At 62.5% G+C, this 23,143-nt stretch carries 20 protein-coding genes; 15 read left to right on the plus strand and 5 right to left on the minus strand.

The window, feature by feature from the left end:
• Positions 1 to 34: 34 nt before the first annotated feature.
• Both CGLAU_RS05875 and CGLAU_RS05880 read right to left on the minus strand, forming a co-directional pair.
• Positions 35 to 1,159, minus strand: a complete 1,125-nt coding sequence (locus tag CGLAU_RS05875) for a DoxX family protein (RefSeq protein ID WP_095659884.1) — start codon at positions 1,157 to 1,159, stop codon at positions 35 to 37.
• A gap of 108 nt (positions 1,160 to 1,267) precedes the next feature.
• Entirely contained in the window at positions 1,268 to 1,879 is a 612-nt protein-coding gene (locus tag CGLAU_RS05880) for an MBL fold metallo-hydrolase (RefSeq protein ID WP_232507224.1), read from the minus strand.
• A 103-nt stretch (positions 1,880 to 1,982) separates the two neighbouring features.
• Here CGLAU_RS05880 and uvrA point away from each other — a divergent pair, with 103 nt between their 5' ends.
• The gene (gene uvrA / locus CGLAU_RS05885; RefSeq protein ID WP_095659885.1) at positions 1,983 to 4,838 is read left to right on the plus strand and encodes an excinuclease ABC subunit UvrA; all 2,856 of its coding nucleotides are present in this window, start codon (positions 1,983 to 1,985) and stop codon (positions 4,836 to 4,838) included.
• Here the strand turns inward: uvrA and CGLAU_RS05890 are convergent.
• Positions 4,801 to 6,696 (minus strand): DUF2339 domain-containing protein, encoded by a 1,896-nt coding sequence (locus CGLAU_RS05890; RefSeq protein WP_095659886.1) that lies wholly within the window; start codon positions 6,694 to 6,696, stop codon positions 4,801 to 4,803. The two genes, uvrA and CGLAU_RS05890, sit on opposite strands and share 38 nt — an antisense overlap.
• Before the next feature lie 335 nt (positions 6,697 to 7,031).
• Here CGLAU_RS05890 and infC point away from each other — a divergent pair, with 335 nt between their 5' ends.
• The 6 genes from infC to CGLAU_RS05920 all read left to right on the plus strand — a co-directional run bounded on the left by infC (position 7,032) and on the right by CGLAU_RS05920 (position 10,905).
• Positions 7,032 to 7,553: a translation initiation factor IF-3 gene (gene infC, locus CGLAU_RS05895; RefSeq protein WP_095659887.1), complete on the plus strand. Its 522-nt coding sequence runs from the start codon at positions 7,032 to 7,034 to the stop codon at positions 7,551 to 7,553.
• A 28-nt stretch (positions 7,554 to 7,581) separates the two neighbouring features.
• Entirely contained in the window at positions 7,582 to 7,776 is a 195-nt protein-coding gene (gene rpmI, locus CGLAU_RS05900; RefSeq protein WP_095659888.1) for a 50S ribosomal protein L35, read from the plus strand.
• 49 nt (positions 7,777 to 7,825) lie between these two features.
• Positions 7,826 to 8,212, plus strand: a complete 387-nt coding sequence (gene rplT / locus CGLAU_RS05905; RefSeq protein WP_095659889.1) for a 50S ribosomal protein L20 — start codon at positions 7,826 to 7,828, stop codon at positions 8,210 to 8,212.
• Between the two features lie 81 nt (positions 8,213 to 8,293).
• A complete protein-coding gene (locus CGLAU_RS05910) occupies positions 8,294 to 8,950 on the plus strand; it encodes a M23 family metallopeptidase (protein WP_198305045.1) in 657 nt (218 codons plus the stop codon).
• 78 nt (positions 8,951 to 9,028) lie between these two features.
• A complete protein-coding gene (locus CGLAU_RS05915; RefSeq protein WP_095659891.1) occupies positions 9,029 to 10,081 on the plus strand; it encodes a hypothetical protein in 1,053 nt (350 codons plus the stop codon).
• 11 nt (positions 10,082 to 10,092) lie between these two features.
• Positions 10,093 to 10,905, plus strand: a complete 813-nt coding sequence (locus CGLAU_RS05920) for a TrmH family RNA methyltransferase (protein ID WP_095659892.1) — start codon at positions 10,093 to 10,095, stop codon at positions 10,903 to 10,905.
• Here CGLAU_RS05920 and CGLAU_RS05925 read toward each other — a convergent pair.
• A complete protein-coding gene (locus CGLAU_RS05925; RefSeq protein WP_157731281.1) occupies positions 10,902 to 11,552 on the minus strand; it encodes a hypothetical protein in 651 nt (216 codons plus the stop codon). The genes CGLAU_RS05920 and CGLAU_RS05925 overlap by 4 nt on opposite strands.
• 626 nt (positions 11,553 to 12,178) lie before the next feature.
• Here CGLAU_RS05925 and CGLAU_RS05930 point away from each other — a divergent pair.
• From CGLAU_RS05930 to CGLAU_RS05940, 3 genes are all read left to right on the plus strand, one after another.
• On the plus strand, positions 12,179 to 13,696 hold the full coding sequence (locus CGLAU_RS05930) for a S8 family peptidase (protein ID WP_095659894.1): 1,518 nt from the start codon (positions 12,179 to 12,181) through the stop codon (positions 13,694 to 13,696).
• Positions 13,697 to 13,816: 120 nt separating this feature from the next.
• Entirely contained in the window at positions 13,817 to 14,440 is a 624-nt protein-coding gene (locus CGLAU_RS05935) for a DJ-1/PfpI family protein (protein ID WP_095661072.1), read from the plus strand.
• Positions 14,421 to 14,870 carry a MarR family winged helix-turn-helix transcriptional regulator gene (locus tag CGLAU_RS05940; protein ID WP_095659895.1) on the plus strand — a complete coding sequence of 150 codons (450 nt, stop codon included), beginning with the start codon at positions 14,421 to 14,423 and terminating at the stop codon, positions 14,868 to 14,870. The genes CGLAU_RS05935 and CGLAU_RS05940 overlap by 20 nt, the downstream gene beginning before the upstream one ends.
• Before the next feature lie 6 nt (positions 14,871 to 14,876).
• On the opposite strand, the gene CGLAU_RS05945 is transcribed toward CGLAU_RS05940, so the two are convergent.
• On the minus strand, positions 14,877 to 15,929 hold the full coding sequence (locus CGLAU_RS05945) for a dioxygenase family protein (protein WP_095659896.1): 1,053 nt from the start codon (positions 15,927 to 15,929) through the stop codon (positions 14,877 to 14,879).
• Positions 15,930 to 16,251: 322 nt separating this feature from the next.
• On the opposite strand from CGLAU_RS05945, the gene pheS reads away from it, so the two are divergent.
• The 5 genes from pheS to argB are packed head-to-tail and all read left to right on the plus strand — an operon-like array spanning position 16,252 to position 23,125.
• Entirely contained in the window at positions 16,252 to 17,286 is a 1,035-nt protein-coding gene (gene pheS / locus CGLAU_RS05950; RefSeq protein ID WP_095661073.1) for a phenylalanine--tRNA ligase subunit alpha, read from the plus strand.
• 10 nt (positions 17,287 to 17,296) lie between these two features.
• Entirely contained in the window at positions 17,297 to 19,837 is a 2,541-nt protein-coding gene (pheT, locus tag CGLAU_RS05955; protein ID WP_095659897.1) for a phenylalanine--tRNA ligase subunit beta, read from the plus strand.
• 54 nt (positions 19,838 to 19,891) lie between these two features.
• Positions 19,892 to 20,935, plus strand: coding sequence for an N-acetyl-gamma-glutamyl-phosphate reductase (gene argC, locus CGLAU_RS05960; RefSeq protein WP_095659898.1), 1,044 nt, complete (start codon positions 19,892 to 19,894; stop codon positions 20,933 to 20,935).
• A gap of 45 nt (positions 20,936 to 20,980) precedes the next feature.
• On the plus strand, positions 20,981 to 22,150 hold the full coding sequence (gene argJ, locus CGLAU_RS05965; protein WP_095661074.1) for a bifunctional glutamate N-acetyltransferase/amino-acid acetyltransferase ArgJ: 1,170 nt from the start codon (positions 20,981 to 20,983) through the stop codon (positions 22,148 to 22,150).
• A gap of 27 nt (positions 22,151 to 22,177) precedes the next feature.
• Positions 22,178 to 23,125: an acetylglutamate kinase gene (gene argB, locus CGLAU_RS05970; RefSeq protein ID WP_095661075.1), complete on the plus strand. Its 948-nt coding sequence runs from the start codon at positions 22,178 to 22,180 to the stop codon at positions 23,123 to 23,125.
• Positions 23,126 to 23,143: the final 18 nt, after the last annotated feature.

Consider the following 23,143-nt stretch of genomic DNA (forward strand, 5'->3'; position numbering starts at 1 on the left):
AGGCCGTCGGTGTGCCGCGAGGCGAACCCGGCGCTTAACCGAGCTTCTTCTGTGCCTTCTTCACTGCCTTCTTGGCCTTGCGCTCAGCCTTGTTGACCTTGCGCTTCCACTTGCGGCGCTGGTACCAGCTGGGGGACGCGTCGAGCTTGTCCCAAGCGTGCTGGAGGTTATCCACTGCATCTTGTGCGTTGCCCTGGACCTTGGAGGTCGCCTTGTTCACCTTGCGCTTCGCCTTGAACTTGTCCAGGCCGGACGGGCCAAGATCGTCGAGGGTGTCCTGCAGATCGCCCACGACGGAGTTGACCTGGCGCTTCGCCTTGAACTTCTGCACGCGGGACGGGGTGATCTCGTCCCACGCATCGGAAGCCCAGTCGCGTAGATCGTCGGCTGCACCGGATGCCTTGCGCTTTGCCTTGAACTGGTCCAGCTTGCTCGGCTTCAGGTCGTCGTAGGAGTCCTGCAGCTCACCCGTTGCATCGTCGAGCCAGTCGCCAGCGTTGGACAGGAACTTCGAAGTCTGCTTGCGTGCGTCGCCGATGAAGTCCTGGGCGGCGCCGCCAGCCTTGGTAGCAGCCTTCTTCCAGTCACCCTTGTTGTCGTCGATGTACTCGCCGACCTGGTCGGTGGTGTCAGAGAACCAGCCGCCTGCCTTGGACAGGGCCTTCTCGGTCTCGGACTGGGTCGGCAGCGCCTGCTGAACGTTCTTGCGCGCGACCTTTGCGGCGTTCTGTGCGCGCCACTTCATATCCGGCTTACCAGCGGTATCGACGGTTGCCAGCAGCACGCCACCGGTCAGGGCGAGGTCGGTCAGTGCGCCGGCCTGACGGCGAGCCTTCTCATCTGCGTCATCGGTGTCCCAGAAGGCGTTGCGGCCTGCAAGGGAAGCAACGGAGGTTGCGGTGAGCAGCGCTGCCGCGGTGCGCGGGGCCTTGCCCAGGGCGAACAGGGAGCCGGCACCAGCCTTCACACCGCCGATGATCTGCGCCGCGGTCTCCGGATCCTTCGGGATGAAGGCGCGGTACTGGCGGGGCAGCGCAGCGCGAACCTGGGTGAGCACGCTTTCGGCACTCTCTTTCTGGCCAGCGGGGTTGAGCACCGTGCTCACGCCGTCGATGATGAACACCGACGCGAGCATCGGGCGCGCGATCTTGCGAATCATTCTCTAACCAATCCTTTTCATCGAAACGTGGCAGTTTTGAAAAGCCACTACGCCGTCCACTGTAGACATTTCCTTCTGTCATCGTGGGAAGAGTTGCGCCGGGATGTGTTACCAGCGGCGCTCCCACCACTCATCGAGGTGTGGCCGCTCGGCGCCAATCGTGGTCGGCTTTCCGTGGCCGGGGCGAACGACGGTTTCGTCCGGGAAGCGGTCGAAGAGCTTTTCTTTCACATCAGTGAAAAGCCGGACGAAGTCACCTTCGGAAGAGGTCTTGCCGAGCCCACCCGGGAACAGCGAGTCGCCGACGAAGAGGTTCGGCTCGCCGTCGATGAGCGCGGCAACGCACGCACCCCCCGGAGTATGGCCCCGCAAGATGGCTACTGGCAGCCGCTCACCGGCGAAGGCGATGTAATCGTCGTCCTTGAGCTCGTGGTCAACCGGGGCTGGAAGTGCCGGTGCGTCGAGGTGAGATGCCCAGTGCGTTGCGTTGGTCGCCGCGAGGACCTCCTCGAGAGCCCTCGTGTGGTCGTGGTGGCGATGCGTGGTCAAGACGTCTGTAATGGTGACACCGTTGTCGGCCGCGAGTGACAGAAGTGCTGGGGCGTCGTCCGCGGCGTCGATAAGCAATCCTTGCTCTCCCGAGATGAGGAGGTAGCAGTTGTTGTCCATGCTGGAAACCGCGACGTGGGCCATCTGGAAGCTGGGGGGAGAGGTCTTCATGCAGCCCACGTTAGTCACGCGGAATACCTCGGGGGCGGGCCACGTTGGTAGGTTCATTGGGGGCGAACATGGGATGAACTGACAAGTAAGGACGTAAACCTTCGTGGCTGAGCGGCTCACAGTGCGCGGTGCGCGCCAACACAACCTCAAAGGCATCGACGTTGACCTGCCTCGCGACAAAATGGCCGTGTTCACGGGCCTGTCCGGCTCCGGCAAGTCATCCCTGGCTTTTGACACCATCTTTGCGGAGGGCCAGCGACGCTACGTTGAGTCCCTGTCGTCGTACGCGCGCATGTTTCTCGGCCAGATGGACAAGCCCGATGTGGATTACATCGACGGGTTGTCGCCGGCGGTGTCGATCGATCAGAAGTCGACGAACCGCAACCCGCGCTCGACGGTGGGCACGATTACGGAGATCTACGATTACCTTCGTTTGCTGTATTCGCGCGCCGGCACGCCGCACTGCCCGGTGTGCGACGCGGTGATTGACCGTCAAACGCCGCAGCAGATTGTGGATCAGGTGCTAGAGCTTGAGGAGCGCACGAAGTTTCAAGTGCTCGCGCCGATCGTGCGCAAGCGCAAAGGCGAGTTCGCCGACCTGTTCAAAGACCTTGCGGCGCAGGGGTACTCGCGTGTCAACGTCGACGGTGAGACCTACCAGCTCACCGAACCGCCGAGGTTGGAAAAGCAGGTCAAGCACAATATCGACGTGGTGATCGACCGCCTCACCGTGAAGGCGAGCCAGAAGCAGCGCCTGACCGATTCCGTGGAGACGGCACTCAAGCTTGCCGACGGCCTCGTGGGCTTCGATTTTGTCGACCTCGATGCCGATGATCCGGATCGCGTGCAGATTTTCTCCGAGAAGATGGCCTGCCCGAACGGCCACAAGTTGGACGTGGAGGAGTACGAGCCCCGTGCGTTCTCCTTTAACTCTCCGTTCGGCGCCTGTCCGGCGTGCGACGGGCTCGGCGTGCGCAAGGAAGTGGACATCGACCTGGTGATCCCGGATCCGGATGCGCCGGCAGTCGACGCGTTTCAAATCTGGAACTCCAGTCCGAACAAGGGCTACTTTGCCAAGCTCATCGAAGCGCTGGCCAAGGAGGAGGGCTTCGACGCCAAGGCGCCATTCAGCTCCTTGACCAAGACGCAGCAGAAGCACCTGGTGTACGGCTCGACCACGAAGGTGAGCGTTCGCTACAAGAACCGCTATGGCCGCCAGCGTTCGTTCACTGCGGCGTACGAGGGTGTGATTGGCTACCTCGAGCGCAAGATGGAGCAGGCTGAATCCGATGCGCAGAAGGAACGCCTGCTGGCGTACACCCGCGAGATCCCGTGCCCGACGTGCAAGGGCGCGCGTCTGAAGCCCGAGATCCTGGCGGTGCGGTTGGATTCCACCACGCACGGGGAAAAGTCCATCGCTGGGTTGACGGAGCTTTCGATCGAGGACGCTTCCGACTACCTGGACAACTTGGTCCTGGGTTACCGCGAGGAAATGATCGCCGGGGCGGTGCTGCGCGAAATTCAGGCACGCTTGCGTTTCCTTCTGGACGTCGGGCTGAATTACCTCACGCTCGCGCGCTCCGCGGGCACGCTCTCAGGCGGCGAGGCGCAGCGCATCCGCCTGGCGACCCAGATCGGTTCAGGCCTGGCTGGCGTGCTTTACGTGCTTGACGAGCCGTCAATCGGCCTCCACCAGCGCGACAATCAGCGCCTCATCGCGACGTTGAAGAAGCTGCGCGACTTGGGCAACACCCTTGTGGTGGTGGAACACGACGAGGACACCATCCGCGAGGCGGACTGGCTCATTGACATTGGACCGCGCGCCGGCGAGTACGGCGGGGAAGTGGTCTACCAGGGTGAGCCGGCTGGGATCGAGAAGGCGAAGAACTCGCTGACCGGGGATTACTTGTCTGGCCGGAAGAGGATTGAGGTTCCCGAGGAACGACGTGCCGTCGATAGGCAACGAGTGCTCCGTGTAGTCGGCGCACGAGAGAACAACCTAGACAATGTGAGCGTGGATATTCCGCTCGGCGTGCTGGCGGCGGTGACTGGTGTGTCTGGCTCGGGAAAGTCCACCCTGGTGAACCAGATTCTGGCGAAGAGCCTGCAGAACCAGCTCAACGGCGCGCGCCAGGTGCCGGGCCGGGTGAAGAAGATCGAGGGCTTGGAGCACCTGGACAAGCTGGTGCAGGTGGACCAGAGCCCGATTGGCCGTACGCCGCGCTCGAACCCGGCGACGTATACGGGCGTCTTTGACAAGATCCGCAACCTTTTTGCCGAGACGCAGGAGGCGAAGGTGCGCGGCTACAAGGCCGGGCGCTTCTCCTTCAACGTCAAGGGCGGGCGCTGCGAGGCGTGCCGCGGCGACGGCACCATCAAGATTGAGATGAACTTCCTGCCGGACGTCTACGTTCCGTGTGAGGTCTGCCACGGCGCGCGCTACAACCGCGAAACGCTCGAGGTGCGCTACAAGGGCAAGAACATCGCTGAGGTGCTGGACATGCCGATCTCGGAGGCGGCGGAGTTCTTCGAGCCGATCACGTCGATCCACCGCTATCTGCAGACGCTTGTCGACGTCGGCTTGGGCTACGTCCGCCTCGGACAGTCCGCAACCACGCTGTCCGGCGGTGAGGCGCAGCGTGTGAAGCTCGCGGCTGAGCTGCAGAAGCGCTCCAACGGCCGCACGATCTACATCCTCGACGAGCCGACCACCGGCCTCCACTTCGAGGACATTCGCAAGCTCATGCTCGTGCTCAACGGCCTCGTTGAAAAGGGCAACACCGTGCTGGTCATCGAGCACAACCTTGACGTGATCAAGTCCGCAGACTGGATCATCGACATGGGCCCGGAGGGTGGATCCGGCGGAGGCACGGTCGTGGCGCAGGGCACCCCGGAGGAAGTTTCGCTTGTCGACGGATCCTTTACCGGCCAATTCCTGGCGGAGGTACTGGCCCGGTAGGTGGCGGCATCGGCGTCGTGGCTCGGCTGCGCGCCCGCAGCACAGAGACTGCGATAAGTAACAGGCCGGAAACGATGAACGCGAGCACGCGCGGGATGCCGCCGAGTGTGGAGAGGTCGAAGAGGACGAGCTTCAACGTGGCCGCGATTGCCAAGATGAGGCCGACAAGGAGATCTCCGTTTTCCCCGAAGAAGTCGCGGTGGGAAAGGAGAATCCACGCCGCGAGAGCAATCCACGTGATGGAAATCAGGGCGTGTCCGGCGTAGAACCCGGTTGTGGCCGCTTCCGGATTCTGGGGAGCAAGGATGCTCGCGGTATAGCTGGTCAGCGGGACTACCACCATCATGGAAAGTGGCAGGAGAGCGAGCGCCGCGGCGACGGTGAGCGGTTGGTTGAACCGCTTGATCTGGTTCCGCTGCAATAGGCACAGTCCCATAACTGCTGCGACGATGAGCGCTTGGACGGCATACGTCCAGTGTTCGAGGAATCGACGGTTGGCACCGGTCGATGCAGCGAGGAGTCCAGCAGAGGCGACAAAAGTGCCGTACACCCACACCGTGAACACGATGCCGTCGTTACGTGGACGGCGGCTAAGCATGAAGGAGACGGCGACGAAAGCAACCGCATAGGCGGCGAGGATTGAGAGCATCCGAATGAGCGCTTGGTCGGCAATGAACTGCATCGTCTGGCGCATATCAAGGATGCTGAGCGCGAGGGCGATCATCCACACCGCGCGAAGCGGGTCGACAACGGCGTGCGGGGCGCGGCGTGCGGGCGCACACTCGTACACCGCCCAAAGTATTGCAACGCACGCGGGTGTAAACCATCGCGCCCATCCGTCGAAGATAGACATTGAGACGTCGACGATGACGAGCGGAGCGATCAGGCCACAGAACCAGTAAGACACCTTTGCCCAGCTGGAAATCTGCTGCTCTTGACAAGGGTAGAACGCCTCGCCAACAACGAAAGCCGCAGCGGCAAAGACAAAAAGGAGTGCGCGGAGGTGCTGGAACGGGTCGTCGACGAAGTAGGTCAACAACGTCCACCCAATCGCGTACACACAGATATTCAGCGCACCGAGCGCACGTATTGTCGCGGCGTCGCGTGGGTGGCGGGCGATGGGAAAGAACCAGGTGAGGCACGCCGCCGTGACCGGCGCGAGGAGAGTGAGGATGCCTGTGGGCAAGGGTGGGCCGAGAAAAGCCCAGTGGTAGGGCAGGATGACCACGAGCATGATCTTGAGCAGGTTTGGGATGCGGTGCCAGACGGCGATACCTGCAAAGGTGGCGAAGATCGCCTCAACTGCAAATTCGGTGACTAGGTCGTCTGCGAACCACTCCAGCGGTGGATTGGATGCGTAGAAGGTCACGATCGTAGCGGTGATGAACCCGGTTGCGTATAGCGCGGTCACGCCGGCGGTGGCAGGTTGACGGTGGAACGCGAAGTAGCCGAGCGCGGTAAGGCCGACCGCGAGGATGTATCCCAACACCGCGATGCCCGCAGGACCAAGCAGCCCCGACTGGTAGGCAAGAGCGACTGCGAGGCTGACACCGATCACCGTAATGAGGGATCCAAGCACAGCGACCGTGCGCAGGATATTGCGCTCGCGTTGCTCCGGACGTGCGGGTGGTTTTGCAACCGGCTGCATGTTCTGGGGGGCCGGTTGGGCCGGCCGCGGCCCGGGTTGCGGTTCGGGTGGCGGCGGAGGAGCCGCCTCCCGCAGGGAGCGTTCGGTGAAATAGATGCGGTAGCGAAGGTCGTCGATACGCGATTGCAGCTCGCTGTAGGATCGTTGCAAGTCGCCCAGCTCGCGCCGCGCACTGACGAGCCACTCTTCCTGGGGATTGCGTTCCGCCATACGGCAATTTAATCGCACCCCGGCCGATTGTGTGGGCTGATTTGGTTCAGCGAGGCAAGTGCGGTACCTTTAAATGCACTACCGCCCAGTGCACCTCCTCCAGGTGTGCGGGCTGCAAGTGGAGTTCATCCCACCCCACGCCGCCACCCGGCACAGTCCGAGTGGTTGGATACGGGTAAAGGTAGGGGGCGTAATCGTCGTCAAGCGAAAAGCCCCCTGTTTTTCGGAGAGCTCCCGCCGTGCGCATAGCGCGAGCGGGATTTTTTCGTGGGGTGAGACACCGTGAGTGGCCTGGTAGCTCAACTACAACCCTCAGAATCTTTTAGGAGTGTCTCATCAGCGCTGAAGCTCGGATCAACGAACGTATCCGTGTCCCGGAAGTTCGTCTTGTCGGCCCGTCCGGCGAGCAGGTGGGCATTGTCCGCACGGACGATGCTCGCAAACTGGCGTACGAAGCAGATCTCGATCTAGTCGAGGTCGCCCCGAACGCGAAGCCGCCCGTGTGCAAGATCATGGATTACGGCAAATTCAAGTACGAGCAGGATCAGAAGGCCCGCGAGGCCCGCAAGAACCAACAGCAGACCGTGGTCAAGGAGCAGAAGTTTCGCCCCAAGATCGATGAGCACGACTACCAGACGAAGAAGGCCAATGTTGAGCGCTTCCTGGAGAAGGGCAACAAGGTCAAGGTCACGATCATGTTCCGCGGCCGTGAGCAGTCTCGTCCGGAGCTTGGCTACCGCCTCCTTGAGCGTCTCGCAGACGACATCGGGGAGCTCGGCGTAGTGGAGTCCCGTCCGAAGCAGGACGGTCGCAACATGACCATGGTTTTCGGGCCGGCTCGCAAGGGCAAGAAGTAGCACGTACACAAACTGAAGGGCTTTTACCATGAAGCAGAAGACCCACAAGGGCACCGCAAAGCGCATCAAGGTCAACGGCAACGGCAAGCTGCGCCGCGAGCAGGCCGGTAAGCGCCATCTCAACGAGAAGCTGTCCTCCAAGCGTCGCCGTAAGCTCTCCGGCACCACCGACGTCGCAGCATCTGACGTCAAGCGCGCAAAGCGCCTCCTCGGCATGTCCTAAGCACTGCCCTGAACTATTCACCCCTCTGAAGCAAAGGAAGTAATGACTCATGGCACGTGTTAAGCGTTCAGTCAACGCCAAGAAGAAGCGCCGCGCGATTCTGAAGTCCGCGAAGGGCTACCGCGGCCAGCGCTCTCGCCTGTACCGCAAGGCCAAGGAGCAGTGGCTGCACTCCGAGACCTACGCGTACCGCGACCGCCGCAAGCGCAAGAGCGAGTTCCGCAAGCTGTGGATCCAGCGCATCAACGCCGCTGCCCGCATGAACGACATCACTTACAACCGTCTCATCCACGGCTTGAAGCTGGCTGAGGTCGAGGTGGACCGCAAGATCCTCGCCGATCTGGCTGTGAACGACTTCGCTGCGTTCTCCGCCCTGTGCGAGGTTGCAAAGAACGCGCTTCCGGAGGATGTTAACGCTCCGGTCGCTGCCGCCTAAGAGCTTTTTGCTTATCGACGCCCCGCCGCCCCGGTTGTTTGCCGGGTTGGTGGGGCGTTTTGCGTTGCTAGGCTGGCAGGCGTGACGCAGGCGGTAGAGCTTTTCTTTCCGTTTACAGGCTGGTGGCGTGCCCGCAATAGTCCGGCGCGACGGGTGCCTAGCCACGGCTCGCACATGCTCGGGACCACGTATTCGATCGACTTCATCGGGTTGTCTGGCGAGAAGCGGACCGCGCCGTGGAGTTGGTCGACGGCATTCGGTCTGGAGGACCCGGCTGCGTTCCCGTCCTTTGGGCGCGAGATCCTTGCCCCGGTGGATGGGGTAGTGGTGCAGGCGTGGGACGGGATTGCTGACCACGAGGCGCGGAGGTCGCAGCTCCAACTCGTGCCCTACATGCTGGGCCAGCAACGCCGGTTGCGGGAGGGCGGGGTGCGCGCGATCACCGGCAACGCGGTGGTGATTCAGTGCTCGGCAACTGCCGCGTTTGTAGCGCTCGTGCATCTGAAGCGGGACAGTGTGCGAGTGGCGACGGGAGATACCGTGCGGGTTGGGGACGTGGTGGGGGAGTGCGGCAACTCCGGCAATAGCACCCAGCCGCACGTGCACGTGCAGGTGACGGACTCGCAGGATTGGGAACAATGCACTGGGCTGCCGATGCTGTTTCGCTCCCGTATGGACGAGTCGACCTGGATGCCGAAAGAGAATGAAGTTTTCTACGTGGAAGACCCCGTGAATTAATAGCGAGGCCAAAAGCCAGGTAATATCTGCACAGCTCCCATAAGAGGACTGAACAATTGCGGAAACGGGCGGACGGATATGGCACAACGGTATGGCAAGCGAGCTCCGGCGGGGGCCGGCTGGGATTTACTCGCAGAGTCGTTGCAGGATGCGCTTACCGAACCTCAGCAGAAACCCGTTCCGAGCCCGCAAAGTCAGTCCCGCCTGCCCGTCGTCAGCGTGATCCTGGCGATCATCTTGGTCGTCACGTTCCCAATCACCATGGTCGTCGTTAACAGCTGGCTTGGTCAGTTCGCGTTAATCATGTGGATCGCCTTCATTCTTGGCGTCGTGGCGCTGGCTACTGTGCAGTTGGTCATCCGCCGCCGTGAGGACCGCCCGCGCAGCAGTTCGACAGGCGAGGACCGCGATACGGCACAAGCCAAGACACAATCCAAGGTCCGCAAGCTTATCGACGACGCAAAGCGCGGCGACTTCTCTGGCTTCAGTTCCATTCCAGAGGCGCGCCCGATCGCAGCCGAGTGCTACGCCAAGCAGCAGGTTGGTCTCGCGATGGATGCGGATCTGCCTAACGCGATCCAGACGGCGCACGATGTGGCGGTTTGCGTCTCCGAGAGCGGCGCCGAGATCGTCCGTGCTTCCAAAGAGCAGGCAGTCGAGACTTTGACGAGCACGTTGACGAGTACTGTCTCCACCCGGTTTGCTGATGCCCTGGCGTCACGGCTCCGCGCCCGAAACAGCGACACTATTGACCACATGGTGGCCACCTCAGCCGGTGTCATTGTTGCGGCCACGCACCATTGGCCCGGCACGCTCAGCCTCGACGACGAGGGCCGATTCAGCGCGGGCCCGAACCACCCCGCCAATGAGTACCGGCAGGCATCCGTATCCGCACTCGCCGCGATGGCCGACGAGGTATGCAATGGCGAGGTCGCGTTAATCCTGCTGATCATTGCCGACGGCTTCGTCCTCGGCAGCGGTGTCGAGACCGAGGTCAACGGACACCGCATCATCGCCATTGAGCGCGAGCACGCAGTGGACTTCATCGCCCACGTCCACGCACAAGGCACCCTCGCCCAGGTTCCGGATTTGCGGCTTATCGACGAAAGGTCGCCCCAGCTCACCATGTAGGCTCGGGGGCCATGGCCCTCGACTTTGCACAACCCTTTACCGAACGCACACCCCGCGTGGTCAATGCGGCGAAGTTAAAGCGTTCGGCGGGGCGTCGAAAAGCAAAAGCTTTTCTTGCCGAGGGTGAGAATGCTGTGGAAGCTGCTGTGGCTACGGGGGCGGCGACGGACTTGTTTGTGACTGCCGAGGCCGCGGAGCGCTACGAGGAGATCGTGCGTGCCGCCGGGTATACGGACGTGTACGTCCATGCGATCACAGACAAGGCAGCCGAGCACCTCGCGGATGCGGTGACTCATACCGGCATCTTCGCCGTGTGCAGGCCCGTGCTGTGGACCGTGCCCGCGATTTTGAAAGGCAAGCCGAAGTTGGTCGCGGTGTGCGTGGAGACGAGCGATCCCGGTAACGCCGGCACCATTATCCGGATCGCGGATGCAGTGGGTGCCGATGCGGTGATCTTCGCCGGCGACACCGTGGATCCGGAGGCACCCAAGGTGGTGCGTTCCACTGCAGGCTCCCTGTTCCACATTCCGGTGGCGCGCGACCGCGAGGTGCGGCGGGTCGTCGGTCAGCTCGAGGGAGCAGGCTTAGCGACGCTTGCGACCACCATGTCTGGCGAGTTGAACCTTGCAGAGCCCGGGGATGGGCTGGCGCGGCCGACGGCGTGGCTCTTCGGCAACGAGGCGCATGGGCTGGACCCAGAGGAGCTGGACGCAGCTACCGCGCGAGTGTCCATTCCCATCCACGGCAATGCGGAGTCTTTGAACCTCGCTACCGCCGCGGCGATCTGCCTCTGGGAATCGTCGAAGGCCCTCGGAGACTGCTAACCTTCCGGGGTGAACTTGGCCCCTCCGAGGGTATCGGTGTCGGGGAAGTCTTCGCTGGGAGTGGGAAGGACGTGGCTAGAGACCGTCCTTCCTGAGCGCGGATAGGCGGTCGGGTAGTCCGCGCTCAAGCAGTCCTCGACGGTTCTTTCCTCGGTGGCGCGTTTGAGGAAGAGGCCGTTGGCGTCGGCAAGCGACTGTGCCAGACGTTCTTCTTCGGGGCCGAGGCCGAAGAAGAGGACATCGCAGCCGCCGCGCAGCGTGATTAGAATGCCGCGGCTTTCGATGTAAAGGTTTGTCGTGTGCGGCCCCTCGTTGAGCAGCGTGCGGCGGACGAGATTGTCGATGTCCTTGACGTCGCTGGAGTGGGTGCCGTCGTCTTCAATAACCGTCGGAGGGTATTCATTGCGGCCGCCCTTGCCTGGCGCGATGCGCACGTGATCGGCCCAGGTGTACAGGAGTACCAGCACCACCAACGCGTAGCGGTCGATGAACCTCGGGAGATAGTGCTCTTCCAGGTAGGCGTCGAGGTCCAAGAACGACTCCGCCATCACCCGGTGGGGGACGTAGGAAATGGCGTGGGAGGTTGGCTCGCAGAGCAGACGGTCGATGGCATCCATCTGTTCTTCCGTAAGACGGTTCTTGGGCACTTTGTATGCTCCTTCTGCCTGTTGAAGCGTTCGGCCACACCATACAGGTCACATACCCGACGTGAAGATGAGCGGTATCGTCGGCCGGCATACTGACAGTATGTTGTCGGCCAATGCGGTGATCTTCGCCGGTGACACCGTGGATCCGTCGGCACCCAAGGTTGTGCGTTCCACTGCAAGCTCCCTGTTCCACATTCCGGTGGCGCGCGACCGCGAGGTGCGGCGGGTCATCGGTCAGCTCGAGGGAGCAGGCTTAGCTGGACTCAGAGGTGTTGGACGCAGCTACCGCGCGAGTGTCCATTCCCATCCAAGATGAACGCGCAACATTGCCCACAAACGGGTGGGAGCTTAACACGACGGTGCTGGCGCGATTCTGCCAATTTTTGAGGCGAAAAATCTATCGCGAATTGCTATGACCTCCCGGTCCGGTACGGAAGCTTATGAAACACTCAGGAACGTGTAAGTAACACATTGGGAGTATCAAATTCCGACGAGATCTTTTGCTTATGCTTCCGCCACCGTTTCGCTACAAGCGGGCGGTAGGCGGTGAAAGCGATAACTAGCACCGGGCGGTGCATGAGGGATCGGCCGCTGTGGAAGCCGAAAAACCGACTGAAGGAAGGCCAATGAAACACAGAAGAACAGTGGCCATGATGGCCATACCTGTGAGCTTCGCGCTCGCAGTTTCTGCGCAGTTGCCTGTGGCCGCAGCGCAGGATGGCGAAGTCGCTAAAGCCCCGAGGATTGATGAGCGGGTAGTCGAGGACGATGCCCCGACCCGCTTCATCGTGAAGTTCACCGACAGCCCCGACACCGTCACTGCGGAGGAGCGCACCCAGATTCTGAATGGTGTAGCGGATGACCCGCTGCCTGACACCACAGAGGTCCGTGACCGCGAAGATGGCACGAGTATCTTTGAATCTGAAAAGCGCATGAACGATGAAGAGATTCAGCAGTTCATTCGCAATGCTGAGGCGAGCGGGAGAATCGAGTACATCGAGGAAGACGTTCGCATGTACCCGATGACGGTCAATGATCCGCAGTTCAGCCAGCAGTGGGCACTGAATGGTTCCGCTGGCCCCAGCATTGAAACCGCTTGGGCCAATGCTCCGAAGCGTGGTGACGGGCAGACCATTGCGGTCCTTGACACCGGTATCACCGCGCACCCAGACTTGGATCAGAATGTCCGAGGAGGATACGACTTTATCTCGGACCAAAAGGCCGGCCGCGATGGCGATGGATGGGATGAGAATCCGCGCGATGAAGGGGACTGGGAAGAATCTGGCCAGTGCGGCGGTAACGGACGGTCCTCATCCTGGCACGGTACGCACGTAGCCGGAATTTCCGCAGCTGTGGCTGATAATGGCGAAGGCGTGGCCAGCGTCGCGCCACGCGCGGCGATTCAGCCTGTTCGCATTATGGGGCCGTGCGGCGGCTACAGCTCCGACATTATCGATGCAATGGACTGGGCCTCTGGTGGCGAGGTCAGGGGTGCCAGCCAGAATCCGAACCCAGCCAAGATCATCAACATGTCGCTTGGCGGTCAGGGCCAGTGCTCCCGCTCCTACCAGGAAGCAGTGGATAGGGCACGTAGCCGAGGCACGGTGGTTGTCGTCGCCGCTGGTAACGAAAACCAGAACGCTGAAAACGTCCAGCCGGCCAGCTGCCGTGGTGTGATCACCGTGGCGGCCTCCGGCCCGCGCGACCAAAAGTCGAGCTATTCCAACTACGGCGCATCCGTGGATGTCACTGCTCCCGGCGGTGACGACCGCCAGGGCGGCGGAATCCTGGCGACCTACAACTCGGGAAGCAAAGGCCCTGGACAGCCGAGCTACTCGTCGCTGCAGGGTACTTCCATGGCTTCGCCGTACGTTGCCGGTGTAGTTGCGCTGATGCTCGCGGAAAACCCGGGCATGAACCCGGATCAGGTGGCGGCCCGCTTGCGCGAAACGGCCCGTCCGCTGGAGGGCTCGTGCAACGGATGCGGTACCGGAATCGTTGACCCTGCCGCGGCCGTTGGCGAGCGCAGCGGTGACCAGGAGCCACCGGCTCTGTGGCCTCCAGCTCCACAGCCGCCGAGAAATCCTGGCTGGGACGATTGGGATGATGGGGATCCATGGCTGAATGGCCGTGGCGATTCATGATTGCGCCTACCGTTCCCCGGTAAGTCACTGACGGCCCTCTCGCTGTATGAACCGCAGGAGGGCCGTTTGTCTTTCTCGGTTGGCCTTTACGACGTCATATTTGACAGTATACTGTCAAATATGACGAAACGTATCGCGGTTTACGCGACTGACACAATGGCCGATTGGGAATTCGCTTACTTGACCACCCACGCAGCACGTGCGCGGCAGGCGAAACCGGAAAGCTGTGAGCTTCAATTTGTCGGAGATGCAATGGGAAGCGTGCGCACTTTGGGTGGGGTGCCCATCGAATCGGATGTAGATCTGCAGAATCTGGAGCTGGAGGGTCTGAGCATTCTGGTCATTCCTGGCGGCGACACGTATGACGCGGGCCACGATAGGCTCCTTGAAACTGTGCGCGAATGCGAAAAGCGAGGTATCCCGGTAGCGGCGATCTGCGGAGGCACGCTTGCGCTTGCCCGGGCAGGCCTCCTCGACTGTCACGAGCACACCTCCAACGCGCCAGAGATGCTCGAGACCACCGGTTACCAGGGTCAACACCTCTACCAAGACGCGCCCGCAGTCAGCGACGCGGGGGTAGTTACCGCCTCCGGAATCTTTTCGGTGCAGTTCACGGCGGCGGTACTGCGGGAGATCGATCTGTTCCCTGACGAATTCACGGACGCGTGGGAAGAGCTCTACCTGGGTAACTCAGGCGCATACCCGCGGCTCATGGAGACCCTTGATGCCTGGCAGAACTCCTGAGGGTGATGCGCTGACCAACCTCGTCATGCCCGTTTTCGAGCTGGCGGCGGCACTGGACAATGCCGCGAGCTCAATCACCGAGGGTTCACAGATCACCCCTGCATTGTGGCAGGTGCTCGGTTTGCTTATCGACGAGCCCTTGACGGTCGCCGTGATTGCCCGACGTCTCGGCCGCGCGAGGCAGAGTGTTCAGCGTTTGGCAAATGTTGCCGTTGAGACGGGTATCGCCGAGTGGCGTGAGAACCCGGAGCACAAGCGCTCTCAACTACTTGCGCTTACCTCGCACGGATACGCGGAACTCGCTTCGCTGAGACCCCGTCAGCATCAGTGGGCCAATGAGGTGGCGGCGAAGCTAGGAGACCAGGACCTGCTACACCTTTCGCAGCTGGTGAAAGAACTCACCGAAGCCATCCGCGACGAAGCGGACTGAGCCGAGTTACTGACTCGGAGGAGTCGGCATGTCGGCTGGCGGACGACCGCCCGGTCCACCCGGCCCGGAGCTTTCACCTGGCCCACCACCTATGTTCGGTGCGGCGCCGCCACCACTGTTCGATGTGGTGGTGTCGATGGGGGCATTGAGCTTCGCACTGTAGCCAGCGAGGGTGTCTCCGCTCATTTCGGGTGTTTGCTGTTCCCATCCATCCGAGAAGACGTTGTCGGTCTCGAGCGTGATATGCGAGAACGGTACAACCGAGTCGGCGTAGTTGTCGGTCTCGTACACCTCGCTGCAGACCGCTGCAGGAAGCGCAATCTGTGAGGTCAGGATCGCATTCGAGGCATCGGTAATGTCGTCGACCGAGGAAAACACCTCGAAGTGGATGTGTGGCCAACGACCTTCGTAGCAGCCTGGGATGATCGTGGTGAAGTCCACCGATCCGTCCTCGTCGGTGACCTGCACGCCGCGAAGGTACGTCTCGTCCTCGAGACCGGACGAGTACATGGAGTAGCCGCCGGATGCGTCGCAGTGCCAGATGTACACCGCGGCCCCGGACATGGGTGCATTGCCGTTAACCATGTCGATGATGTTCATCTTCAGCTTCAGCGGTATGCCGCTTGCGGTCGCGCCACCGCCGATTGAGGAACGGATGTCACTGCGTTCAACCCCGACTTGCTCGAGAACGTCCGGGCCGTTCGAACCGTCGCCCGGGTACGGACCTGCGGTTTCGGTGTTCATCTCCGTGAGCGTGTTGCTTGTCGCCTCAGTAGACGAGGTAGAGCTTGAAGCTGGGGCAGCGGAGCTCGCTTGGGAGGAGCTTGCGGTACTGGGCCCGGTAGGTGCATTCGGGGCGCACGCAGCGAGCGCGACGGAGCCCGCGCCGATGCCGAACATGCCGAGTAGCTTGCGGCGGGAGATCCGATTCTCGATTGTTGTGAGGTCGAATGTGAGTCCCTGATCCTCCGGATCTTCGTTTTGATTGGGAAGAATGCGGCCTTCGAACGACTTGAGTTCGGATCGGTTGCTCGATGTTTGGTTATAAGGAGTGCCCACTATCTTTCCTGTTCTGTCTTGGGCGGTGCCGGGAATGTCTCGTCCCTTCCGGGACACCGGCGAGCAAGTACTCTAAATCAATTTGCCAATGGATCAATGCTGGTAGACCGCCAAATACGTGGGAAACGAGAGCTATCAATCTGAAAGGTGACTGTACGTCCGCTGTACCTGCTGCGATTGGTAAGAGGTCCGACAGGTCGCAGGACCATCGCGTGGGGGTGGGTAAGCTAGGTACCGTTTTGACTGGACGGGGTTCAACAACCCGATTGGGTAAAGGTTTGACGTGACTGACACAGACAAGAACGCTCACAATGAATCGGCGATGACCGTCGAACTGACGGAGGAAGCACTCGATTCTGCGGCGCAGAATGCGATCGCAGCTTTTGATGCCGCTGCGGATCTGCCGGCACTGGAAGAGGCATACCGTGCCCACCTCGGTGAGAAGTCGCCGATCTCCTTAGCACGCCGTTCGCTTGGCACGCTGCCGAAGGATCAGCGCAAGGATGCCGGCCGCTTCGTCAACGTGGCCCGCGGCAAGGCGGAGAAGCACTACGCAGCTGTACATCAGGTGCGCGAAGCTGAGTACCGCGAGCAGCAGCTGCGTGAGGAGAAGGTCGACGTCACCTTGGCCACCGGTCGTACCCAGCCGGGCGCGATGCACCCGATTACCACGCTGAGTGAGCAGATCGCCGACATTTTCATCGGCATGGGGTGGGAAGTCGCCGAAGGTCCCGAGGTAGAGGCGGAGTACTTTAACTTCGACGCGCTGAACTTCATTCCGGATCACCCTGCGCGCACCCTGCAGGACACCTTCTACATCGGCGAGGAAGGCTCGCGCCAGGTGTTGCGTACCCACACCTCGCCGGTGCAGGTGCGCACTCTGCTCGAGCGTGATGTGCCGGTCTACATCGCTTGCCCGGGTCGCGTGTTCCGCACCGATGAGCTCGATGCCACGCACACCCCGGTGTTTCACCAGGTGGAGGGGCTCGCGGTGGACAAGGGCCTGACCATGGCGCACCTCAAGGGCACGCTTGACCATCTCGCGCAGAGCCTGTTCGGCCCGGAGACCACTACGCGCATGCGCACCAACTACTTCCCGTTCACCGAGCCGTCCGCCGAAGTGGACGTTTGGTTCCCCAATAAGAAGGGCGGTGCCGGCTGGATCGAGTGGGGCGGCTGCGGCATGGTCAACCCGAATGTGCTGCGCGCGGTGGGCATTGACCCGGAGGTCTACACCGGCTTCGCATTCGGCATGGGACTCGAGCGCACGCTGCAGTTCCGCAACGGCCTAACCGACATGCGAGACATGGTCGAAGGCGACGTGCGATTCACCATCCCGTTCGGCGTGCAGGCATAAGGAGTAGATCATGCTGATTTCCAAGAACTGGATCACCCGCCTGCTGGACAATGCGGGCAACGACGGCTTCAACCCGACCGATGAGGAACTCGACGCAGGCTTCGTCCGGGTCGGCTTTGAAACTGAAGGATACGAGGCAGTTCCGGAAACCACCGGGCCGCTCGTAATTGGCAAGGTCCTCGAAATCGAGGAACTCACCGGGTTCAAGAAGCCGATTCGCTACTGCCAGGTCGACGTTGGTGACGCCAACGGCACCGGCGAGCCGCAGGGCATCATCTGCGGCGCGCGCAACTTCGCGGAAGGGGACACGGTCGTCGTGTCGCTGCCGGGCGCAGTGTTGCCCGGTGGTTTCGAGATCGCCGCGCGCGAGACCTATGACCACATCTCCAACGGCATGATGGCTTCCGCGGCAGAGCTCGGCCTCACCGCAAAGAGCGAGGGCATCATCACGCTTGACGACGCCACCGTGGAGCGGTTCAACCTCATCCCGGGCCAGGACGCGCGCGAGGTTGTCGGCCTCGCCGACACGGTCTTTGAGGTCAACATCACGCCGGACCGCGGCTACGCTCTGTCCGCGCGTGGGCTGACCCGCGAGATCGCTTCGGCCTTTGATCTGCGCTTCGGCGACGTGTCGCAGGATCCGGCTGTGGCTGGGGTGGACGTGTCCAAGGTGCCGTCGATAAGCGAAAAGCTGATTGAGATCGACCTGGAGCCTGCGACGAAGGCGAAGCGATTCGGCCTGCGACTGGTGGAGGGAATTGACCCGCACGCGCAGGCACCGTTTTGGATGCAGCGCGAGCTGATGCTGGCGGGGATTCGCTCGGTGAACGCGGCGACGGACGTGACCAACTACGTCATGCTGCTGACCGGGCAGCCGATGCACGCGTTTGACGCGGACAAGGTGGCTGGCGGGCTGCGGGTGCATAACGCGGCCGGCGGCGAGGAGTTTGAAACCCTCGACCACACGAAGCGGACGCTGTTGCCGACGGACGTGGTGATTTCGGACGACAACGGGATTCAGTCGCTCGCTGCGGTGATGGGTGGAACCTCCTCGGAGATTTCCGATGAGACAGTGAACGTGTACTTCGAGGCGGCGAGCTGGGACGAGCTCACCGTGGCGAAGACTGCGCGGCACCACAAGTTGTCCTCGGAAGCCTCGCGTCGTTTCGAGCGTGGCGTGGATCCGGCGATCATCGAGATCTCGCTGGATATCGCGTGCGCGCTGTTGGTGGAGTGTGCTGGGGGCACGATCTCTGAGCGCGGCACGATCGTGGGCGAGGTGCCGACGCGCGAGCCGATCACCATGGGTCTGGGTCGCCCGAGTGAGCTGATCGGCGTGGAGTACGCGCCGGAGACTGTGGTGCGGCGGCTGGAAGAAGTGGGCTGTGTCGTTGAGGTGCACGGCGATGAGGCGACTGTTACTCCGCCGACGTGGCGCGGCGACCTCACGGTGCCTGTCGAGCTGATCGAAGAGGTCGTGCGCCTTGAGGGTCTTGACGACGTGCCGTCGATCCTGCCGACCCCGGTCGGTGGCCGAGGGCTGTCTCCGCTGCAACGCCGCCGCCGCGCGGTGACGCACGCGCTGGCGTACTCCGGCTACGCCGAGATCATCCCGACCCCGTTCATGAAGAACGATGCCTTTGACGTGTGGGGGCTCGACGCGGACGATCCGCGCCGAAACGTGGTCAAGGTGCAAAACCCGCTGGACGCCGACTATGGCGTGCTCGGCTCGACCCTGCTGCCGTCCATGCTTGAGGCGATCGGCCGCAACGTGGCGCGCGGGCGCAACGACGTGGCGGTGTTCTCGGTGGCACAGACCTCGGTGAAGCGTGCAGATGTCTCGCCGATGCCGTCGGTTGCGGCGCGCCCGGATGAAGACGTTTTGCGGGAGCTGGTCGATTCCTTGCCGGATCAGCGCCTGCACGCTGCCACCGTGGCGGTGGGCAAGCAGGAGATCGCCGGACCGCTGGGCGCGGCTCGTGACTACACCTGGGCTGATGCGATCCAGGCTGCGCGGGTGGCCGCTGCAGCTGCCGGTGTGGTGCTAGAGGTGGAGGCCGCGGAGCACTTGCCGTGGCACCCGGGTCGCTGCGCGGCGCTGACCGTCGCCTCCGTCGACGGCCAGGATCGCCGAATTGTTGGTTATGCAGGTGAGCTACACCCGCAGATTCTTGAAGCGCTCGAGCTGCCGGCGCGCACGTGCGCGATGGAGCTCGACCTCACCGCGCTGCCGCTGGATGAGGTGCTGCCGGCTCCAGTGCTTTCCGCATTCCCTGCGGTGAACCAAGACATCGCGCTGGTAGTGGACGAGGAATTACCGGCGGAATCAGTGCGGCGCACTGTTGAGGAGGCCGCGGGCGAGCTCGTCGAGAGCGTGCGCCTGTTCGATGTTTACCGCTCTGAGCAGCTCGGCGAGGGCAAGAAGTCGCTGGCGTTCGGGCTTGTATTCAGGGCGGGGGACCGCACCCTGACTGAGGACGAGGCTTCCGAGGCACGTTTGCGTGCTGCGAAGGCAGCTGAGGAGCAGCACGGTGCGGCGATGCGCGGCTAGGCCGGTACGATCGCATAGTTTGCAGCCAACTGCATAATTCGCTACTGTGACGGCATGAGCTTCTCTGTCGCAGTTGCGGGTGCCACCGGGTACGCCGGTGGCGAAATCCTTCGCCTCTTGCTTGCCCACCCCGCCTACCTTTCGGGGGAGCTGGAGATCGGCGCACTGACCGGCAATTCGAATGCCGGCCAGCCGGTGGAGGAGCAGATGCCGCACTTACCGCAGCTCGCAGGCAGGGTGATCGAAGAGACCTCCATCGCCGTCCTCAGCGGCCACGACGTGGTGTTCCTGGGCCTGCCGCACGGGTTCTCCGCCGAGATCGGCGCGAACCTTCCCGAGGAAACCGTGGCGATCGACTGCGCGGCGGACTTCCGGCTCCGCGACGCGGAAGCCTGGGCGCGCTACTACGGTTCCAAGCACGCTGGCCACTGGCCCTACGGCATCCCGGAGATGCCTGGCCACCGTGAGGAGCTCCAGGGGGCCAAGCGCATCGCGGTGCCCGGTTGCTTCCCGACGGGGGCGACCTTGGCGGCACTACCGGCAGTCAAAGCTGGGATCTGCGAGCCGGACCTGCGCGTAGTTTCCATCACCGGTGTTTCCGGGGCAGGAAAGAAAGCTGCCGTGCCCATGCTCGGCGCGGAGACGATGGGTTCGCTCAAGGCCTACAACACCGCGGGCAATCACCGCCACACGCCGGAGATTGCCCAAAACCTCGCTGAGGTAACAGACGCGCCAGTCACGGTCAGTTTCACCCCGGTGCTTGCGCCGCTGCCGCGCGGCATTCTCACCACCGTGACCGCCCCTTTGGTCGAGGGTGTCACCTCCGAGTCCGCCCGACAGGCGTACGAGGACTTCTACGCCTCCGAGCCGTTTGTGTGGGTGGTGCCGGAAGGCACACAACCGCAAACCCAGCACGTCGTTGGGTCGAATATGTGCCACGTGCAAGTCGAGGTCGACGCGGAGGCGGGTGTGGTGCTCATGACCTCGGCGATCGATAACTTGACCAAGGGTACTGCAGGCGCCGCGGTCCAGTGCATGAACCTCGCTTTGGGGTTGGAGGAAGCCGCAGGGCTTCCGCGCCAGGGCGTTGCACCCTAGATGCACATCCCAACCATCCACACACCACTGATCGAAGGGGAACCGATGACTGCAGGAGCAGTGACCACACCCAAGGGGTTCAGCGCCGCCGCGACGACGGCAGGCATCAAGCCTTCGGGCAACCCGGACATGGCACTCGTGGTCAATGAAGGTCCGGAGTTCACCGCTGCCGCGGTGTTCACCCGCAACAAGGTGTTCGCTTCGCCGGTGAAAATTAGCCGCGAAGTGCTCGCAGACGGCCAGTGCAAAGCGGTGCTTTTCAACTCCGGAAACGCGAACGCCTGCAACGGAGCGCAGGGAGACGCTGACGCGCGCGAGGCGCAGGAGCTCGCGGCAGAGCGGCTGGGTCTCGAGGCGAACGATGTCGCAGTGTGTTCCACGGGTTTGATCGGTGAACTGCTGCCGATGGACAAGGTGCGCGCGGGCATCGACACTCTTGCACGGGGCCTAGGCTCGGACGCAGCGCACGGATCCGCGGCGGCGGAAGCCATCATGACGACTGACACGGTCACAAAGGAAGCGCTCGTAGAGCGCGACGGCTGGGCAGTTGGCGCCATCGGCAAAGGCGTGGGCATGATGGCGCCGAGCTTGGCGACGATGCTGGTTGCGGTGACCACGGATGCGTCGATAAGCAATGAAGCCCTGGAAGAAGCCTTGCGCAAGGCGACCGCGGTGACATTCAACACCCTGGATATTGATGGTGCGACCTCGACGAACGACACCGTGATCGTGATGGCGAACGGGGCGAGTGGCATCACCCCGAGCCAGGATGAGGTCGACGAGGCGTTGCTTTCCATTTGCGAATCGCTGGCGAAGCAGATGCAGACTGATGCGGAAGGCGTGACCAAGCGGGTGACCATTTCCGTGCGCGGCACCGCCGATGATGCCCAGGCGCTGGAGGCGGCGCGCACGATCGGGCGCGACAACTTGTTCAAGTGCGCCATGTTCGGTTCCGACCCCAACTGGGGCCGCGTGCTGGCCGCCGTCGGTATGGCGGACGCCGAGATGAACCCGGAGAAGATCTCGGTGCGCTTCAACGGCCAGCCGGTGTGCGTGGACTCCGCCGGTGCGCCTGGCGCGCGCGAGGTGGATCTGTCTGGTGTGGACATTGACGTCGACGTAGATCTCGGCGCGGGAGGGCCCGGTGTGGCCACGGTGCGCACGACCGACCTGAGCCACGCGTACGTGGAGATCAACTCCGCATACAGCAGTTAGGAAGGCCCTCCAATGGATTTTGAAGCAATGAGTGCGGACTTGAGCAATGAGGCGCGCGCACACGTCCTCGCAGAGGCGCTGCCGTGGCTGCAGCACTTCCGCGACAAGATCGTGGTGGTGAAGTACGGCGGCAACGCCATGATCGATGAGGAGCTGAAGGCAGCTTTCGCCGCCGACATGGTGTTCTTGCGCACCGTCGGGGCGAAGCCCGTCGTGGTGCACGGCGGCGGTCCGCAGATCACGGCGATGATGCAGCGGTTGAACCTGGACGGCGGGGAGTTCGTCGGCGGCTTCCGCGTGACCACGCCGGAGATCCTCGACGTGGTGCGTATGGTGCTCTTCGGTCAGGTGGGCCGGGATCTGCTGGGCAAGATCAACTCCCACGGCCCGTACGCGGTGGGCACCTCCGGCGAGGATGCTGGGCTGTTCACGGCGGAGAAGCGCTATGTGGATGTCGACGGCGAACCGGCCGACATCGGCCTGGTCGGCACTATCACCAGCGTCAACCCGTCTGCGCTCATGGACATCATCGAGGCTGGGCGCATCCCGGTGGTCTCCGGCATCGCGCCAGGCGAAGACGGCGATGTGTACAACATCAACGCCGACGAAGCTGCCGGCGCGCTTGCTGCGGCCATCGGGGCTGAGCGACTCGTGGTGCTCACCAACGTCGAGGGCCTCTACACCGACTGGCCGAACAAAGACTCGCTGCTGTCAAAGATCAACGTGGGCGACCTCGAGCAGATGATGCCGTCGCTGGATTCGGGCATGATCCCGAAGATGGAGGCGTGCCTCACAGCAGTGCGCGGCGGGGTGCGCGCGGCCCACGTGATCGACGGCCGCATTGCCCACTCGGTCCTGCTTGAGCTGCTCACCAGCGGCGGTATCGGCACCATGGTGCTGCCGGACACATACGACGAGGCGCACTACCCGGAGGCCACCGTGTCCAAGGTGTTCAGGAAGGACGAGGCAAAGTGAGCGAAATCCTCACCGGCT

Origin of the sequence: Corynebacterium glaucum (assembly GCF_002287505.1) — a bacterium.
Classification (GTDB): Bacteria; Actinomycetota; Actinomycetes; order Mycobacteriales; family Mycobacteriaceae; genus Corynebacterium; species Corynebacterium glaucum.

Bases quoted from the DNA above. Each gene is read 5' to 3' on its own strand.
- CGLAU_RS05875 (WP_095659884.1), bottom strand. From the start codon at position 1,159: ATGATTCGCAAGATCGCGCGCCCGATGCTCGCGTCGGTGTTCATCATC.
- CGLAU_RS05880 (WP_232507224.1), bottom strand. From the start codon at position 1,879: ATGAAGACCTCTCCCCCCAGCTTCCAGATGGCCCACGTCGCGGTTTCC.
- CGLAU_RS05890 (WP_095659886.1), bottom strand. From the start codon at position 6,696: ATGGCGGAACGCAATCCCCAGGAAGAGTGGCTCGTCAGTGCGCGGCGC.
- rpmI (WP_095659888.1), top strand. From the start codon at position 7,582: ATGAAGCAGAAGACCCACAAGGGCACCGCAAAGCGCATCAAGGTCAAC.
- rplT (WP_095659889.1), top strand. From the start codon at position 7,826: ATGGCACGTGTTAAGCGTTCAGTCAACGCCAAGAAGAAGCGCCGCGCG.
- CGLAU_RS05915 (WP_095659891.1), top strand. From the start codon at position 9,029: ATGGCACAACGGTATGGCAAGCGAGCTCCGGCGGGGGCCGGCTGGGAT.
- CGLAU_RS05920 (WP_095659892.1), top strand. From the start codon at position 10,093: ATGGCCCTCGACTTTGCACAACCCTTTACCGAACGCACACCCCGCGTG.
- CGLAU_RS05930 (WP_095659894.1), top strand. From the start codon at position 12,179: ATGAAACACAGAAGAACAGTGGCCATGATGGCCATACCTGTGAGCTTC.
- CGLAU_RS05935 (WP_095661072.1), top strand. From the start codon at position 13,817: ATGACGAAACGTATCGCGGTTTACGCGACTGACACAATGGCCGATTGG.
- CGLAU_RS05940 (WP_095659895.1), top strand. From the start codon at position 14,421: ATGCCTGGCAGAACTCCTGAGGGTGATGCGCTGACCAACCTCGTCATG.
- pheS (WP_095661073.1), top strand. From the start codon at position 16,252: ATGACCGTCGAACTGACGGAGGAAGCACTCGATTCTGCGGCGCAGAAT.
- pheT (WP_095659897.1), top strand. From the start codon at position 17,297: ATGCTGATTTCCAAGAACTGGATCACCCGCCTGCTGGACAATGCGGGC.
- argC (WP_095659898.1), top strand. From the start codon at position 19,892: ATGAGCTTCTCTGTCGCAGTTGCGGGTGCCACCGGGTACGCCGGTGGC.
- argJ (WP_095661074.1), top strand. From the start codon at position 20,981: ATGACTGCAGGAGCAGTGACCACACCCAAGGGGTTCAGCGCCGCCGCG.
- argB (WP_095661075.1), top strand. From the start codon at position 22,178: ATGAGTGCGGACTTGAGCAATGAGGCGCGCGCACACGTCCTCGCAGAG.